At 65.2% G+C, this 17,044-nt stretch carries 14 protein-coding genes; 8 read left to right on the top strand and 6 right to left on the bottom strand.

Annotation, left to right across the window (positions count from 1 at the left end):
* Positions 1 to 6: 6 nt before the first annotated feature.
* The gene (locus OKW26_RS13065; RefSeq protein ID WP_429353866.1) at positions 7 to 633 is read right to left on the bottom strand and encodes a glutathione S-transferase family protein; all 627 of its coding nucleotides are present in this window, start codon (positions 631 to 633) and stop codon (positions 7 to 9) included.
* Between the two features lie 182 nt (positions 634 to 815).
* On the opposite strand from OKW26_RS13065, the gene OKW26_RS13060 reads away from it, so the two are divergent.
* A complete protein-coding gene (locus tag OKW26_RS13060; RefSeq protein WP_429353865.1) occupies positions 816 to 2,483 on the top strand; it encodes an ATP-binding domain-containing protein in 1,668 nt (555 codons plus the stop codon).
* Positions 2,484 to 2,523: 40 nt separating this feature from the next.
* Here OKW26_RS13060 and OKW26_RS13055 read toward each other — a convergent pair whose 3' ends face one another.
* Positions 2,524 to 3,471, bottom strand: a complete 948-nt coding sequence (locus OKW26_RS13055) for a phosphoribosyltransferase (protein ID WP_429353864.1) — start codon at positions 3,469 to 3,471, stop codon at positions 2,524 to 2,526.
* A 270-nt stretch (positions 3,472 to 3,741) separates the two neighbouring features.
* On the opposite strand from OKW26_RS13055, the gene OKW26_RS13050 reads away from it, so the two are divergent.
* Positions 3,742 to 4,311, top strand: a complete 570-nt coding sequence (locus tag OKW26_RS13050) for a molybdopterin-dependent oxidoreductase (RefSeq protein ID WP_429353863.1) — start codon at positions 3,742 to 3,744, stop codon at positions 4,309 to 4,311.
* Positions 4,281 to 6,128 (top strand): ATP-binding response regulator, encoded by a 1,848-nt coding sequence (locus OKW26_RS13045; protein ID WP_429353862.1) that lies wholly within the window; start codon positions 4,281 to 4,283, stop codon positions 6,126 to 6,128. Before OKW26_RS13050 ends, OKW26_RS13045 begins: the two co-directional genes overlap by 31 nt.
* Before the next feature lie 51 nt (positions 6,129 to 6,179).
* On the opposite strand, the gene OKW26_RS13040 is transcribed toward OKW26_RS13045, so the two are convergent.
* From OKW26_RS13040 to OKW26_RS13030, 3 genes are all read right to left on the bottom strand, one after another.
* A complete protein-coding gene (locus tag OKW26_RS13040) occupies positions 6,180 to 7,034 on the bottom strand; it encodes a helix-turn-helix domain-containing protein (RefSeq protein ID WP_184067124.1) in 855 nt (284 codons plus the stop codon).
* Positions 7,035 to 7,441: 407 nt separating this feature from the next.
* Positions 7,442 to 8,782 (bottom strand): type II toxin-antitoxin system HipA family toxin, encoded by a 1,341-nt coding sequence (locus OKW26_RS13035; RefSeq protein ID WP_090806039.1) that lies wholly within the window; start codon positions 8,780 to 8,782, stop codon positions 7,442 to 7,444.
* A gap of 1 nt (position 8,783) precedes the next feature.
* A complete protein-coding gene (locus OKW26_RS13030) occupies positions 8,784 to 9,038 on the bottom strand; it encodes a helix-turn-helix domain-containing protein (RefSeq protein ID WP_090806037.1) in 255 nt (84 codons plus the stop codon).
* A gap of 231 nt (positions 9,039 to 9,269) precedes the next feature.
* Between OKW26_RS13030 and OKW26_RS13025 the strand changes: the two genes are divergently transcribed.
* From OKW26_RS13025 to OKW26_RS13005, 5 genes are all read left to right on the top strand, one after another.
* Positions 9,270 to 10,610 (top strand): NAD(P)/FAD-dependent oxidoreductase, encoded by a 1,341-nt coding sequence (locus OKW26_RS13025; protein ID WP_429353861.1) that lies wholly within the window; start codon positions 9,270 to 9,272, stop codon positions 10,608 to 10,610.
* Between the two features lie 47 nt (positions 10,611 to 10,657).
* A complete protein-coding gene (locus tag OKW26_RS13020) occupies positions 10,658 to 11,290 on the top strand; it encodes a C39 family peptidase (RefSeq protein WP_184067135.1) in 633 nt (210 codons plus the stop codon).
* Positions 11,291 to 11,420: 130 nt separating this feature from the next.
* Positions 11,421 to 12,353, top strand: a complete 933-nt coding sequence (lhpI, locus tag OKW26_RS13015; protein WP_429353860.1) for a bifunctional Delta(1)-pyrroline-2-carboxylate/Delta(1)-piperideine-2-carboxylate reductase — start codon at positions 11,421 to 11,423, stop codon at positions 12,351 to 12,353.
* Positions 12,354 to 12,588: 235 nt separating this feature from the next.
* The gene (gene zwf / locus OKW26_RS13010) at positions 12,589 to 14,070 is read left to right on the top strand and encodes a glucose-6-phosphate dehydrogenase (protein WP_429353859.1); all 1,482 of its coding nucleotides are present in this window, start codon (positions 12,589 to 12,591) and stop codon (positions 14,068 to 14,070) included.
* 170 nt (positions 14,071 to 14,240) lie between these two features.
* The gene (locus tag OKW26_RS13005; RefSeq protein ID WP_429353858.1) at positions 14,241 to 15,386 is read left to right on the top strand and encodes a nucleoside hydrolase; all 1,146 of its coding nucleotides are present in this window, start codon (positions 14,241 to 14,243) and stop codon (positions 15,384 to 15,386) included.
* Positions 15,387 to 15,419: 33 nt separating this feature from the next.
* Here the strand turns inward: OKW26_RS13005 and OKW26_RS13000 are convergent, their stop codons facing one another.
* Positions 15,420 to 16,376: a LysR family transcriptional regulator gene (locus tag OKW26_RS13000; protein WP_429353857.1), complete on the bottom strand. Its 957-nt coding sequence runs from the start codon at positions 16,374 to 16,376 to the stop codon at positions 15,420 to 15,422.
* Between the last annotated feature and the right edge of the window lie 668 nt (positions 16,377 to 17,044).

Here is a 17,044-nt window from a genome sequence, read left to right as displayed (position 1 = left end):
CCATGCTCAGGTCAACGGGAAATCCACATACTTCTTGAACCCGGAACGCGTCGTGAGACGCGAATACCAGCGCTCCAGATTCGGCAGCGGCGGCCGCTGCAAACCGTCGAGGCCGAACCAGCGCTTCGCGTACGCGCCGATCACGATATCGGCGAGCGTAAACTTGTCGCCTTCGAGAAAGAAGCGGCCCTGCAGATGCGTGTCGAGCAGGCGCCACAGGACGGTGACCGCCTTCGCGTCGGCGGCGAGTTTGGCGGCGTCGCGCTCGGCCTCGGGCGTGCGCACGAGGGTCCAGAACACGGGACGTTCCACTGGCTGCAGCGTCGACAGCGACCAGTCCAGCCAGCGGTCAATGCTCGCGCGCAGTTTCGGCTCGCCCGGATACAGCAGGCTCGATTCGCCGTATTGCATCGCCAGATAGCGCAGGATCGAGTTGGATTCCCACAGCACGAAGTCGTCGTCGACCAGCGTCGGTATCTTGCCGGTCGGGTTCATCGCGAGATAGTCGGGTTCGTTGTTGCGGCCGAATTGCAGGCCCGCGTCGATGCGGTCGAACGGCAGCACGAGTTCGTCGCAGCACCACAAGACCTTCTGGACGTTGACCGAATTGGCGCGTCCCCAGATCGTAATCATCCGGTAAATCCTTTTCTCTTACGGTTGGCAAGCCGCGCGGCGTGCGCGGCGTTCAGCCTGTAACGATACACGATGCGCGCGCCTTTGCGCGACGGGCCGCCCGGCCGACATTGCGTTGCGTACAATGACCGCACTCCGGATTGCCCGCTGAAAACACGCATCCCAACTCATTGAGGCATCGCATGGCCCGCATTGTTCCCGACGACTGGAAGAGCCTCGAAGCGACCGGCGCGGCGGCGCGCGAACGTGAAACGCTCGCGCTGCTCGAAAAGGCACTGCCCGCCGACTACACCGTCTACCACGGCGTGCATTGGACGCGCCTGAACCAGAACTTCTCCGTGTTCGGCGAGGCCGATTTCGTGATCGTGAGTCCCGCCGGGCGCCTGCTGATCATCGAGCAGAAGACCGGCTTTCTGCGCGAAACGCCGAAGGGGCTCGTCAAGGTGTATCTGCAGACCGAGCGCAACGTCGCGATCGCGCTTGCACATACGATCGAGAGTCTGCACCGGCGTTTTACCGCGGCGTTCGGCGCGGGCGCCTATTTCATCGAGGAACTGCTGTACTGTCCCGATCACATCGTCAAGGATGCGGCGATCGCCGGCGTGAATCCCGCGCGCATCGTCGACGCTACGCGGCGCGAGCGTCTCGCGGCGATCGTCCGCGAAGCACTGCCGGCCGATGAACCGCGGCTTCCCTGCGCGGCGAAAATCCACCACTTTCTCGCCGACGAACTCGCGTTGACGCCCGACACGAGCGCGCTCGTCGGGCAGGCGGGCACGCTCGTCACGCGCCTTTCGGGCGGACTTGCGACATGGGCCCGGCGGCTCGAATTCGCGCCGTTCCGTTTGCGCGTGATCGGCACGGCGGGCTCCGGCAAGACGCAACTCGCGGTGCAGGTGATGAAGGACGCGGTCGCGCGCGGCGAGCGGCCGTTGTACGTGTGCTTCAACCGGCCGCTCGCCGATCACATCGCGCGGGTCGCGCCGCCGGAGGCGAAAGTCGCGAACTATCACCAGCTTTGCGACTGGATCGCGCGCGACGCGGGCCGCGCGCCCGATTTCCGGTCGGCGCAGGTGTTCGATCAACTGGAGGCCGTATTCGCCGACACGCCGATCGAACCGCGCTGGCAATTCGACGTACTGATCGTCGACGAAGGGCAGGATTTCCAGCAGCCATGGTTTGCCGCGCTCGAGCGGCTGCTGCGGCCGGGCGCCGCGTGGTGGTGGCTCGAAGACCCATTGCAGAATCTGTACATGCGTGAGCCGGTCTCGTTGCCCGGCTGGACCACGCTGAGAGAAACCACCAATTACCGCAGTCCTCGCGACATCCTCGATTATCTGCGCGACGTGCTGGGCGCGTCGGTGCCGCTGGCCGCGGCACTGACGTCGGGCAGTCCGTTCGACGGCTCCGAGGTTTCGATGTCGGTCTACGACGAAGCGCAGGGCGCCGAAAGCAGTATCGACGCAACCAAGCGCGCCATCACGCAGGCGCTATCGCTCGGTTTTCGCAAGCAGGACATCGCGGTGCTGTCGTTTCGCGGTCGCGAGGGCTCGGCGATGAGCGCGCTCGATCATCTCGGACCGCATCGGCTGCGCAGTTTCACCGGCAAATACGATCTGTTCGGCAACCCGGAGTATCGTGAAGGCGACGTGCTGTTCGAGTCGATCTACCGCTTCAAGGGGCAGGCGGCGCCGTGCGTGATCTTCACCGAGATCGACTTCGACGCGTTCGACGAACGCAGCGCGCGCAAGCTGTTCGTCGGCGCGACGCGCGCGACGATGAAGCTGATCGTCGTCGCGTCGCAGCGGGCCGCGCGGCATTTGCAGTTGCGCGAGGCGAAGGACAAATAGCGGCGGCGTTCGGGCGCTGCGCCCACAAGGAACGTTGCGCTCAACTCCACGCCCTTGCGCTCACCAAAATCCCCGTGCGCGTCAGCGCATCCCACCAGATCACGCGCAGCAGCGGCGCTTGCTGCGCGATCAGCAGCGCCTGCACCGGATCGCTTTCGACGAAGTGCGTGACACCCGCGCGCAGCGCCGCGCTCGCCTTGTGCGCGGCCGCGCCGGCGGGGCTGTCGTCGTGCAGGCCGGGCGTGCGCATCGCCAACTGCATGTGAGCGAAGCCGTGTCGCGCGAGCCACGCTTCGGTGCGCGCGCGATCCATCTCCGGGCGGCCCGTGATGATCGTGCGCACCTGCTGCAGGTCGATGCCGGGCAGCACCTCGAACGGCAGCAGCGCGTCGCGCTCGGCGAGCGCGGCGGCGAGGTCCTCGTCGTAGCGCGCGAGCGGTACGTCGGGCAGCAAGATGCCGTCGAGGTCGATCGCGTAGGCCGCGTACTCGTGGTCGTTGGCCATCGCGGGCGCGGCGCCGGCTTCGACGCGCGCCCAGTCGTCGCGGTAGCGCTCGGTGTACGCCTGGCGCTCCCATGGAAAGAGGGCGAAGTAGCCGCGCGCATCGATCGCGTAGTCGGGCTGCGCGCGGCTCAGATCATCGACCGCGGCGGTCAGGGTTTTGACTTCGAGCCCGTGCGCCTGAAGAAACGCGATGCAATCGACGAGCGTAAAACCGCGTCCCGCGATGTCCTCGCACAACAGCACTTTCGATCCGGCGGGCGGGATCGGCAGCGTCGAATCCCATGCGACCGCGCGCGTCTGGCGGTCGTAGCGCAGGAACGCGACCGGCGCGCCGACCGCGTGCGACACCATCAGCGCGAGCGGCGCGCCGCCGCGCAGAATCCCGAGCGCCATCGAGAAATGCTCGGCGAGCAACGCGGGTTGCAGCGATTCGATCCAGTGATCGAGCTGTTCGTACGTCAGAGGCAGGACCGGCTTGTTCATGACTATCGAGGCGCCGCGTGGCGCGATGGAAGGCGATGGTCCGCGGGGATGCGCGCGCGGCGCGCGCTGACGCACTGGCGCGACATCGCGGGTCCCCGTTTTTGAGTCAGCGCATTTTGGCGATATTATGCATGCGGGTCAAAGGTCGCGTGTCGGGGTGGCACGCGTTTGACGGCACGGTACGGCGCAACACTTCGCGTGGCATGAGATCGGCTGACCGTGGCGCCGCCCGCGGTCCGGCGAATCAACGAAATCGGATAAAAAAAGCAAATGGCCAATCTGATTGCAACGCTGTGCAACGCAGCCAGCGGAACCGGTGTGCCCTGGCGGATGCGCTGGCTGACGGGGCTGGCGGGACTGATCGTCGGGCTTTCCGTCTGTTGCGCGCATGCGCAGCCGGGCGCGCGGCAGTCGCCGGCGCTGGCGCTCGACGTGCAGGGCAAGATCGCCAATACCAACGACGCCGCGCATCGCAGCTATCACTTCAACGAGGCTCAACTGCTCGCGCTGCCCGTGCATACGATCACGACCTCGACCACCTGGACGCCGCGCTCGACGTTCACCGGGCCCAGGCTCGCCGACATCCTGAAGGCCGTCGGCGCGTACGGCACCCAGATCGAACTCCACACGTTCGACGACTACACCTACACCGTGCCGGTGTCGGACTGCGAACGCTACGGCGTGATCGTCGCGTACAGCATGAACGGCCAGCGCCTGAAACTCAGCGACTTCGGGCCGCTGTTTCTGATCTATCCGCGCGACGCTTTTCCAGATGAACTGACTGGCGCGGTCGGCGACTCGAAATTCGTATGGCAGATCAAGGCCCTCATCGTCAAATAGCGCGCCGTCCGTGGCGGCGCGTGTTGAACGTGCTGATCTGGCTGATGGCGCTCGCGGCGCCCGCCGGCGCGATCGGCTATCTGCTCTATGCGAACCTGTTGAACCCGCGCGCGACCGAGCAACTGACCGGTACCTACGACGGTTTCTACTGGGACGCCGCGCAACTGCAGATCGCGTACGCGCGCTTCGAGAACCAGCTGCTGCTGTATCAGTCCGGTGCCGACGACGATTATCAGCAGTTGCAGCTGCGCTTCCAACTGCTGCAATCGAAGCTGCGCGTGATGGCCGGCTCGACGCATCGGCTCTCCGCGCAGCTCGCTCTGTTGCAACGGCAGCTCGACGAAATCAAGACGCTCGAGACTGTGCTCGACGACATCCAGCCCGAGATCGAGGTACTGCAGCGGGACCGTGCGCGTGCCGCGCGGATCGACGCGCAGCTGCGCCAGCACTGGAGCGAGGTCAACGATCTCGCGCTGTCGCGCCGTTTCGCCGATGTCGCCGACCGCGAGGCGATGAACCGCGATTTCATCGACAAGCGCCGCATTCTGTTCGCGGGCGGTCTGGTGCTGCTATTGCTGTCGGCGGCGGCGACGCTGCTGCTCGTGCTCAACGGCCGGCGCCGCACGCGGCTGATGCGCCAGCAGCGCGCGGCGCTGGAAGCCGAGCATCAGGCGAGCCGCGCGGCGCGCGAGGCGAGCCTCGCGAAGGATGCGTTTCTCGGCATGATCGGCCATGAACTGCGCACGCCGTTGCATGCGATCGTCTCGTCGGTGGAACTGCTCGGCTTCAACTATCACTCGGAGGCCGACCGCAACGTGATCCAGCGGCTCGAAACCGCGGCGCGCCATCTCGAGGCGCAGATGAAGGACCTGACCGACTACGCGCGCCTTGGCGCCGGCAAGCTCGAACTGCGGCGCCAGCATTTCGAGCCGCGCGAGCTGCTGGCGTCGATCGTCGATGAACACACGATGTCCGCCAGGACGCGCGGGCTCGAGCTCGAAAGCGAGGCGAGCGGCGCGAGCGGGCTCGTCGAGTCGGACCCGCACCGCATCCGGCAGATCGTCAACAACCTCGTCACCAACGCGATCCGCTACACCGAGACCGGCACGGTGCGCGTCGAACTGCGGCAAGAGCCGGCGCTGCTGGTTTTCGTCGTCAGCGATACGGGGCCGGGCGTGCCGTCCGAACAGATCCCGCTGATCTTCGAGGAGTTCACGCAGCTCGACGCGTCGCGCACGCGCCGCTTCGAAGGCGCGGGGATGGGGCTCACGATCGTGCAAGGGCTCGTGAAGCTGTTCGGCGGCACGGTGGATGTCGCGAGCACGGTCGGCGAGGGCACCAGCTTCACAGTGACGATCCCGGTCGTGCCGGTCGCAACCGTCGAGCCGGCCGAGGTCGCGGAGCAAGCCGAGCCGGACGGCGCGCAGCCGTGCGTGCTGATCATCGACGATAACCGGCTGATCCGCGAGTCGCTCTGCGAAATGGTCGCGCACATGGGCTACGACTCGCTCGCATTCGGCAATGCCAACGACGCGCTCGCGTGGCTCGACACCCACCGCTGCGAAGTGGTGCTGCTCGATCTGCACATGCCGGAGCGCGATGGCTACACGTTTCTCGAAGACTTCGCGACGCGCGACGGACCGTCGGCGGGCGTGCCGGTGATCGTGGTCAGCGCGTACGCGCCGGAGGTCGTGCGGAATGGCGAAAGTGGCGCGAGTGGTGTGCCGTCGGTGTTCGAGGCGCTGTTAAAGCCAGTCCATTACGAGGATCTGAAGCACGCCCTGCAGCGGGCGCTGGCGGCGCGGCATCAGGCGTGAGCGCGTGAAGGCGGCGCTGCCGCGAACGGGGCGCGCATCGGCGCCCGCGCTTCAGGGGCGGTTCAGCCGCTTCGACAGATCGGCGACGAGGATCGCCATGCGCGCGGGCTTCTCGTAGCACGCGACGTCGAAATCGCGGATCACCTCGCTGATCTCCGATTCGCTGGCCTTGCCGGTCAGCAGTTCGCCGGTCAGCACGAAGATCGGCGCGTCCGGGTTCTCCGACGCGCGCACCGCGCGAATCGCGGCCGCCGAGGTCTGCGAGCCGAACAGCCAGTCGATGATCACGCCGTCGAACACCTGCGTCTGCAACTGCTCGCTGAAGGCCGCGAGCCCATAGATCGCGACCGCCGTGAAGCCGCTGCGCTCCAGATAATCGCGCAGGTTATCGGCGCTTGCACGATCGTCGTCGACCACCGCGATGGCCGGCTTGTCGGTCTCGGCGCGGCGCGGATAGATCTCGATCTTGTGGACTTCGTACGCGCTCTGATACAGCGCGCCATCATGACGCGAGACGCGCCATTGACCGAGCCGCGAATAGGCGACGAATTCCGGGCGGCTACCCGGTTCGAGCGCCGCGCCGACCCACGCGGTGCAGGCGATTTCGGTCGCGCCGATGCAGAACACTGCCTCCTGGGCGATCGCGCCGACGACGCCCGGATCGAGCGACTGCGCGCCGAACAGCTGCGCCGCGGGTTCGTCGAATACCTCGGCGACTTTCTTGATCTGCGACAGCGTCCACGGACTATTGCCGCGCAGTTTGCGGTGCCCCTGAGAAAAACTCAGATCGAGGATGCGGCATAGCTCCGTGGTTTGCTGTCGCTTGCCGATTCCATGCCTGCTCATCAACTCGCGCACGCGCTCGGCAACCGCGATGGAGTCGGGTGAGTGTGTTTCGTTGGCCATGCTGGGTGAAAATCCGCCGGGTTAAAAGGTACATCTGGAGCGCGGTCGGCAGGCGCAAGCCGACCCTGCGCATGCTATGCGCATGAATCGGTCACGCGGGGACAGCAAATGTACCGTAAAAAAAATCACCATTTATGATTTTGTCAGACCGGCCGCCGAGTCCGCTGATGCAAGCGACGCCATGGCCGTGCCGGCGACTTTTGATGCATTGAGCATCAAAAGGCATTCTACCGGTGAAACGATGACGAAACCGTAGGGAATCCACGAATGAGTAGTGCGCAAGGCGACGGATCCGGCCGCTTGCCGCAAAGCCCGGCAGGTCCGCCCTTGCGGAAAAGCCAGGCGAGAGGCGCAATGAAAAGTGTGTCCGGAGGGATCGGGTTTGCGCCGGCACGCGCGGTCCGCGTTCAGCTTGCCGGCATCGTGTCGAGCCGGGCCGCCGAATTTTGAAGTCCTTTGAAAATCCGCTCGGCGACCTTGCCCGGAAAGCGCTCGGGCAACTCCGCCGAGACCCGCTCGATCACGCCAGGTGTCTGCTCGATCAGACGCTGGAGCAGCGGCTCGGCGTCGGCGCCGTACGAGCACTTCAACGCCATCGCGTTGAAGTGTCGCCGCTGCACGTCGCGAAACGCATCGTGCTTGCTGCGCGACCATAGACCCATCGCAAGCCGCGCCTTGTACCACGACCACTGGTTCGGGCCGTTGCCCTCGACCGGCCAGATCGACATCACGTCGTAAAGCGGCGTCAGACGGTACTGGCCACCGGCGAGCAGGCGGATGCTGAAGTTCTTCGCGTGGCCGTCCGGCGCGGCCAGCATCCAGAACAGGATCTGGCTCGCGAGCAGGGTCTCGATGTCCTGCCGCGCCTCGACCGATTGCTGCAGAATCCGCGCGAGGTCGAGCACGCCGGGGCCGCCCTCGTTTTCGTACTTGCGATGCGACGGCACGCCGTAGACCTGGCAGAAATCTTCCTGCGGCAGACGCAGCAGCCAGCTGCCGCTCGAATGCATCTGCCGGTCGAAGCGTTCGACGGCGAGCACGCGCTGCTTGCCGAACCTGAGCACCTCGGTGTTCGCGACCGGCAGGCCGAACGCGCGCAGAATCCGCAGACACAGCCACTCGTTTTCGACCGACGTGCTGAGATCGGCGAGCCGGTTGCCGACCAGCCCGAGCGGCAGCTTGAAGATATGCGTGGTCGGCGTCGCGCCGTGCGGCCGTTGCCATTGGCCGTCGTGCCACAGCAGCGCGGTTTTCTCCTGCGCGCCGGCGAGCGAGATGCGGAAATCGTCAAATTCGTCGGGCGCGCCGAGCGTCGGTTTGCCGACCGTCTGCGCGAGCAGCGCCTCGATGTCGTCGTCGGAAAGCGGCGTGCCTTCGATGCGCTGGACCCCGGCCGGCGCGTCGTCTTCGGCGAGCAGCTGGACCGCGCCGACGCAGTCGCGGCCGATGGCCTGCAGCAGGTCGAATGCTTCGAGCGTTTCGGTCCGGTAGCGCTGCGCGATGCGTTTGCGGATGACGTCGCTGTCGGGCAGCAGGTTGTCGAAGTAGTTGAGCACCCGCGGCCCTTTGTGCGTCATGTTGCCGGGCGTGAACGGCAGCGACAGCGACAGCGGACGACCCGCGGGCGACGCGATCCAGGCGGCGTCGTAGGCGAACTCCATCGGGCCGCGCGCGGGCAGCCGCCAGAGCCCGACGCGCTCACCGTTGGCCCACACCGACAATGCCTTCGAAGCGGTTTGCCGGGCCATCTCACCACTCGACGTTCGGTGCCGGCTCGGAGCTCGGCTGATTTTTGTCGCGCAACTGCAGTTGCAGGCCGTAGGCGCCGCACAGCGCGAGCAGCTGGGTGAGCGTGAGCCCGCTCGCATCGGTTTCGAGCGCGGAAATGCGGCTTTGGCTCACGCCGACGCGCGCGGCGGCCTCGGTCTGCGTGAGGCCAGCCTGGCGGCGGCTGGCCGCTAGCAACTGCGCGAGCTGGTCCGACGTGGCGATCAGATGGAGCATGGCGGATTATCTGCGAGACGAATAAACGCAATTTATGCGTGAGACGAATATTTGTCAAATATTTGTGTGACGCATAATCGACGAATATTCGTGTGACGGATAATCGGGCATTTCGGCAGGCGCCGGCTGCGCTGTCCCGGCTGCGACCAGCCGCGGTGCCGACGTCGCTCGTCATTGCGGACAATGGCTCCCACTGCGAAGATGACGCCCACATCGCCAATCCGCCCACCCATGACCACGACTTACCCGCTGCACTCGACCTTCACGCCCGCCGACCAACCGTTTCCCAGCCACGCCGACGTCGTGATCGCCGGTGCCGGCATCATGGGCTGCGCGGCCGCTTATTACCTGGCGCGGCGCGGCCTGTCGGTCGCGGTGCTCGACAAGTCGCGGATCGCCGGGCAGCAGTCATCGCGCGCGTGGGGCTTCGTGCGTCAGCAGGGTCGCGAAGCCGCGGAGGTGCCGCTGATGATGGCCAGCATTCCATTGTGGAAAGAACTCGAACGTGAGCTGAATTTCGATCTCGAATGGCGCCAGGGCGGTTGCCTGTATGTCGCCACCCATGACGAAGACTGGACATCGTTTCAGCAATGGACCGAGGTCGCGCGTCAGTATGGCCTCGATACCCGCACGCTCGAGCGCAGGCAGATCGACGCCGTGGTGACCGGCATGCAGGGCCCCGCGCTCGGCGGCCTGTACACGCCAAGCGACGGTCAGGCCGAACCGCGCCGCGTCGCCGCGGCCTTCGCGGCACGGGCGGCCCAAGCCGGCGCGCTGTTTTTCGAGGGCTGCGGCGTGGTCGGCGTCGAACGCGCGGGCGGTGCGATCGCTGGTGTGGTCACCGAGCGCGGCACGATTCGTACCTCGCGTCTGATTTGCGTGGCCGGCGCGGGCAGCTGGCGGCTGCTCGGAACGCTCGGTCTCGAACTGCCGCAGCAGGCCGTGCGCGGTACCTGCATGCGCACCAATCCGTTGCCGCCGATCACGGCGTCGACCTTCTGGGGCCACGGTCTCGGCATCCGGCAGCGCGCGAACGGCGCGATCAATCTCGCCGACGACATGCAGGTCGACGTCGACATGACGCTCGGTCATTTCCGCGCGCTGAAATGGTTTTTGCCCGAACTGTGGACGCAGCGCCAGAAGTTCAGCTTCCATCTGAACGGCGCCTGTTTGCACGATCTGCGCGAACGTCTGCCGGGCGGCGTGCCCGACGCCGAACGCGTGCTCTATCCGCGCGACCCGCATCCGCAGCCGAACGCGCGCCACGCGCCGCGCGCGCTGAAAAAGCTGCGCGCACTGTTTCCGGCGTTGCGCGACGCCCAGGTGGTCGAGGCGTGGGCGGGGCTGATCGACGTGTTGCCCGACGGCATTCCGGTGATCGATGCGCCGCCGCAGGTCCCGGGCCTGACGATCGCGACCGGCTTCTGCGGTCACGGTTTCGCGATGGGGCCGATCGTCGGCAAACTGCTGGCTGAACTCAACGATGGCGGCGAGGCGTCGCTCGATCTGTCGGCGTTCCGTTTGCAGCGTTTCTTCGACGGCACGATGAAGCGGCCGCGCAGCATGCTGTAACCCCGCGCGACCCAGCCCGATACCACCCAACCCGACCGATACCACCGATGACCGAACCCGTTCTCCGCCACGCCGACGTCCCGTACTACACGCAATGGGGCAGCCCCGAGTGGGTGCGCGCCATCGTCGAACAGCAGCGCGACCCGTGCGACGATCCGCACTGGCAGCGCAGCGGTTTCGCCGACCCCGAGCGCTATCGCTTCTGGGCGCAACGCCTGTGCGGGTTGACGTGCCTCGAGTCGGCTCTCGACTACTGGAGCATCGATCACGCGCCGCGCGCCGCACTGCTCGACGACGCGCTGCGGCACGGCGTATACCGGTTGCGCGACGATGGTGGCGTCGACGGTCTGATCTACCGGCCGTTCGCCGACTGGGCGGGCCCGGCGTTCGGCCTCGATATCGAGGTGCTGCCGCAGGCGTCGCTCGAGGAGATCGCGGCGCGGCTCGACGACGATACGCTCGCGATCGTGTCGGTGAGTCCCGAGATCCGCTATCCGGAGCGGACGAACCAGCGGCGGGGCGGTCATCTGATCCTGCTGCACGGGCGGGATCGCGGCGGCGTGTGGTTTCACAACCCGTCGGGCGTCGCGCCGCATCAGTCCGACGTGTACCTGCCGTTCGCGACGATCTCGCGTTTCCATGCAGGGCGGGGGATGACGCTCAGCCGCGGCACGAGCTAGCCGGCGCGCTGGGCATGAAGCGGAGTTCGCGATTCGGCGGGCAGTAGACGTCCACACGACTGGTCAATTTTTTCGCGCTCGGTTACGGTGACGTCATGCCCACTCCATCCCCCATTGGATCGTTCCGCCCATGACCCGCCCGATCACGCAGATCTTCGACGCCGCCGCCACCGCGCGGCTGATGCCTTACGCAGCGCTTGTCGACGCGTTGAGGCGCGCTAGCATCGACTACGCGCAACGACGCATCGTGAGCCCCGAGCGGCTCGTCGTGCCGCTGAACGCCGGCGGCGTCATGCTGTCGATGCCCGCCACCGCGCCCGATCTCGCGATCCACAAGCTCGTCAATGTGTGCGCGAGCAACGGTGTGCGCCATCTGCCGACGATCCACGGTCAGGTCATGGCCTTCGATGCCGACACCGGCGAGACGCTGTTCATCCTCGATGGTCCGACAGTGACGGGGCGCCGGACCGCGGCGATGTCGATGCTCGGCATCGCGACGTTCGCCGCGGGCGCGCCGCGTGAATTCCTGCTGATCGGCACCGGCACGCAGGCGCTCAATCATCTGGAGGCGATCGGCGAACTGTTTCCCGACGCGCGCGTGTGGGTCAAGGGCAGCGCGCCCGCGCGCGCCGAAGCGTTCTGCGCGGCGCAGCGCGGCAAGGTGCGTGAGCTGCGGCCGCTCGCGGATGCGGGCGCGACGATTCCCGCTTCGGTTGACGTCGTGATCGCGTTGACCACGAGCAAACAGCCGGTCTACGACGAGACGGCACGCGCCGAGCGGCTCGTGATCGGCGTCGGCGCTTTCACGCCGCAGATGGTCGAGATCGGCGCGACTACGATCGCGGGCAGCGCGCTGTTCGTCGACGATCAGGCTGGCGCAATGCACGAGGCCGGCGATTTCATCCAGGCCGGTGTCGATTGGGCGCGGGTGGGCGGGATCGCCGCGGTGCTCGAGCAGACGCAGCCCTTGCCGGCGGGGCCGGTGGTGTTCAAGAGCGTCGGCTGTGCGGCGTGGGATCTGGCCGCATGCCGGGTCGCGCGTGACGCGCTGGCGCGCGGCTGACCGTCAGCGGCCCAACCGGCAAATATCGCGCAAAATATCCCGAAAAAACGACTGTCTGGCGCGCAAGGTTGGCAACTTGCGCTAACCTGCGGCAGATGCTGCCGTGCAAACTATCTCAAAACGTTGCACCATAGATGTTTGCCGGAAAAAGCGCCATAGCGGACGTGAGCCGTAGCCCGTCCGCCCGCCGCCGATTCCTGATCGACGCCTTCCCCCTAGACGCTGCGACCGTGCCATGACGACCCAACAAGCTCCTGCCACTCCCGACCTGCCGCTCGACATGATCATCTTCGGCGGCACCGGCGACCTGTCGTTCCGCAAGCTGCTGCCCGCGCTGTACATGGCGCATCTGCACTGCAACCTGCCGCCCGACACCCGCATTCTGACGATCGGGCGCAAGCCCTGGTCGCGCGAGGAATACATCAGCGAATTCATGGAGCAGAAGGCCAAGCCCTTCATCGACGAAAAAGCGTTCGACGCGTCGGCGTGGGACAAATTCCTCGCGATTTTCGAATACGTGCGGATGGACGTCGATGCGGCCGAGGACTACCTGCGCCTGAAGGAAGCGTCGCGCGAGGGCGTGAACCGCGTGTTCTATCTGGCGACCTCGCCGGATCTGTTCACCCATATCTGCGACAACCTGTCGTCGGCCGGGCTCGTCGACGGCAATTCGCGGGTGGTGCTCGAAAAGCCGCTCGGCCACGATCTCGCGTCCGCTCAGGAGATCAACAACGCGGTCGGCAAGCATTTCGAAGAAGCGCAGATCTACCGGATCGACCACTACCTCGGCAAGGAAACCGTGCAGAACCTGATGGTGCTGCGCTTCGGCAATCCGATTTTCGGGCCGCTGTGGCAGGCGCCGTACATCAAGAGCGTGCAGATCACAGTGGCCGAAACGGTCGGCGTGGGCAGCCGCGCGGGGTTCTACGACAAGACCGGGGCGCTGCGCGACATGGTGCAGAACCACCTGCTGCAACTGCTGTGCATCGTCGCGATGGAGCCGCCGGTGTCGCTCGATCCCGACGCGGTGCGCGACGAAAAGCTGAAGGTGCTGCGCTCGCTGCGGCCGATGACGCCCGAGGACATCGCGCGCGACACGGTGCGCGGCCAGTACACGGCGGGCGCGGTGGATGGCGAGGCGGTCAAGGGCTACCTCGAGGAAGACAACGTGCCGGCGGGCAGCCGCGCCGAAACCTTTGTCGCGTTGCGCGCGCGGATCAACAACTGGCGCTGGGCCAACGTGCCGTTCTTCCTGCGCACCGGCAAGCGGATGCAGAAGAAGCTGTCGGAGATCGTCATCGAATTCTCCGATCTGCCGTTCTCGATCATCCCGAGCGGTGGACGAACCTACGGCAATCGTCTGGTGATCCAGTTACAGCCCGAAGAGTCGATTCAGCTACAGGTGCTCGCGAAAGAGCCGGGCAGCGGCATGCACATGCTGCCGGTGAGCCTGAACCTCGACCTGCAGCAGGCGTTCACCGAGCGTCGCGCGGAAGCCTATGAGCGGCTTCTGATCGACGTGATCCGCGGACGTCTGACGCACTTCATGCGCCGCGACGAACTCGAAGCGGCATGGGCGTGGGCCGAGCCGATTCTCGAAGGCTGGGCGAAGTCGGGCGAGCGGCCGCGCTCATATTCGGCGGGCACGTTCGGACCGGCGGCATCGACCGCGTTGATGACGCGGGAGAACGCCGTGTGGGCGGAGGAATCGCAGTAACGGGCTTTTGACAGCGCGCTATTCGAAGCGGCTCGCGACGTGGCAGTGGCGTCGCGAGCCGCTTTTGCGTGTGCTGTCGTTGCCGCGCTGATCATTCGTCATTCATACGGCTTGCGCCTATGATGGTTTCCTTGTCCGCGTCACTCAGCGGCATTCCAAACGGGGCATCGATGGGGCGAATTCTCGTGGCATTGATCTGGGCGGCAAGCGTGGCAATCACACTCGATCTCACGGCTTGCGCCAGCAGCGGTCTCGATGCCCGGAGCGATCCGCCGAAGGTGATCATCGACAGCGACTACAACACGCTCGGCGATGACGGCCAGCTCGGGGTGATGGCCGCGCAATTGCAGGCGCAGGGCTCGCTGAAAGTGCTTGGCATTACCGTGGTGTCGGGCAATCAGTGGCTGAAGCAAGGTGTTGCCGATGCGCTGAAATCGGTCGAACGACTCGGCGTCGAACAACAGATCGGCGTCTATGCGGGCGCCAACTACGCACTGACGCACGACTTCAAAACGATCCAGCGGGAACTGAAGGAATTCCCCGGCGGCGATGGCTATGTTGGCGCATGGAGCAAGCCCGAGCCGAACTCGGCTAGCGACCTCGTCGCGCCGCCGGACGGCTTCGCGACGCACACGAAGGTGCAGAGCCAGAGCGCGATCGACTTCATCGCCGAATCGGTCAAGCGGTACCCGGGCGAGGTGACGATCCTCGCGATCGGCCCGCTGACCAACATCGCGTTGGCCACGCGCGAGCATCCCGAGATCGTGCCGCTGATCAAGCAGATCATTTACATGGGCGGCGCGATCGACGTGCGGGGCAATACCACGCCCGCCGCCGAATTCAACTGGTGGTTCGATCCCGCAGCGGCGAAAGCGGTGCTGCGTCTGCCGATCAAACAGACGGTGATTCCGCTCGACGTGACCGATACCGTGAAAATGGACAAGGCACTGTACGATCGCGTCGCGCACGATCCGGCGAAGCAGACCATCATCACGCAACTGTTCAGGACGCTGAACGGCTACGGATACGACGGCAAGAACGGCTTCGAGACCAATCCGAACTACACGACGAACATCTGGGACACGCTGACGCTCGCTTATCTGATGCATCCGTCGTTCGCGACGCAGACCGTCGAGGAGTGGGTGGAGGTGGATACGGGCTTCGGCGCCAACGATGGCAAGGCCACGGGCTACACGAGTTCGCCGCCGCCGGGTTTGCAGAAGATGACGGTCGTCAAACGATTTGATAATCCGGCGTTTTTTAATTTCTATGTCGATCTGCTGACGCGGCCGGTGCCGGTGCGGCCGTTGGACTAGTCAACGCGCGAGCGCCGCGCGCCCGCACCCGCTTCACGCGGGATGCAGGCCGCGCAGCAACTGACGCACGCGCGACAGATCCTGCTCGACGTGCCCGGCTTTCTCGAACAGTTCCGCGAGCCAATCGACGAACGCGCGCACGCGCGGCGACACGCGGCGGTTCTTCACATACGCGACCGAGACCGGCATGGGCACGGGTTTCCATTGCGGCAGCACTTCATGCAGCAAGCCCGAATCGAGGTAAGGCTGTGCGGCGATGCGCGCGGGCTGGATCATGCCGAGGCCTTGCAGTCCGCAGGTCAGGTACGCCTGTTCGTCGCTGACCTGTACGAAGCCGTTGAGCTTGACCTTGCGCGCTTCGCCGCCCACTTCGAAATCGAAGTCGCATTCGCGGCCGCTATGCGGCGACACGCAGTTGACCGCGACGTGCGCGCGCAGATCATCGAGATCGGCGGGCGTGCCGTGGCGGGCCAGGTAGGCCGGACTCGCGCAGGTGACCTGATCGAGCGTGCCGAGTTGCCGCGCGACGAGATTGGAATCGGGCAATTCACCGAGCTGGATGCTGCAGTCGATTGCTTCGGCGACCAGATCGACGGTGCGGCTGCTGACGCCGATCGCGAGGTCGAGGTTCGGGTAACGGGTGTGGAACTCGTCTAGCGACGGCAGCACGATTGCACTCGCTACCGCGCTGGGCATTTCGATGCGGAGGCGGCCGGTGAGGTTGTCGGTCGAATTACGGAGGCTGGCTTCCATTTCGTCGATGTCGGCCAGGATTTGCGCGCAGCGTTCGTAGTAGGCGGCGCCTTCTGGCGTGATGCTCAGGCGGCGCGTCGTACGGACTAACAGCGCTGTGCCCAGCAGGGCTTCCAGGTTCTGGACGATCGTCGTCGCCGTTGCACGCGGAATGTTTAATGACTCCGCTGCGCGGGTGAAGCTGTTGGTGTCCACAATTCGGATGAATGTGCGCATTGCAGTTATTCTGTCGATCACTGGGATGCTCCAAATGGTTTTCTGTTTTTTTGCCTGCGGCGGATTTGTCTTTGTTCTTGTGGTGTTGGCCTTTCCTTGCTGACTTATCGGTCTATTAGCGTTGCCCCTGTGCGGGGCGGCACCTACTTTCTTTGCTGCTGCAAAGAAAGTAGGCAAAGAAGACAGCTCAAACCGCTAATTCTTAAGCGGGCACCGTGCTCCACGAATGGTAGTGGTGCATCTGGAATCCGTGCCCCCGCACATTCCACGGCAGTGACAAAGCCGTCATCCATCCCGCTCCGCACTACGTGCGTCGCGGACGGGTATGCAAGGAAAACCAGAGTGTTTTTTTAGGTTGGTGAGGCCATCGGCTGCGCCTCGGCGACGCGCCGAAACAACCAATGGTTTGAGAACAGCGCTTCGGCGCGCGCAGCGCCGCCGGAAGAATGACGGCCTTGTCACTAACGCGGAGTGTGCGGCAACACAGATTCCAGATGCACCACTACCCGCGGTATACAGAGGGACCCGCTTAAGAGTTAGCGGTTTAAAGCTGTCTTCTTTGCCTACTTTCTTTGCAGCAGCAAAGAAAGTAGGTGCCGCCCCGCACAAGGGCAACGCCAATAGACCGACAAGAAATCAAGGAAAGGCCAACGCCCTAAGAACACAGAAAAAAGTGCGAAGGCAAAAAA

Source organism: Paraburkholderia sp. 32 (assembly GCF_050435345.1).
Lineage (GTDB): Bacteria > Pseudomonadota > Gammaproteobacteria > Burkholderiales > Burkholderiaceae > Paraburkholderia > Paraburkholderia tuberum.
This window is presented reverse-complemented; position numbering and strand designations above follow the sequence as displayed.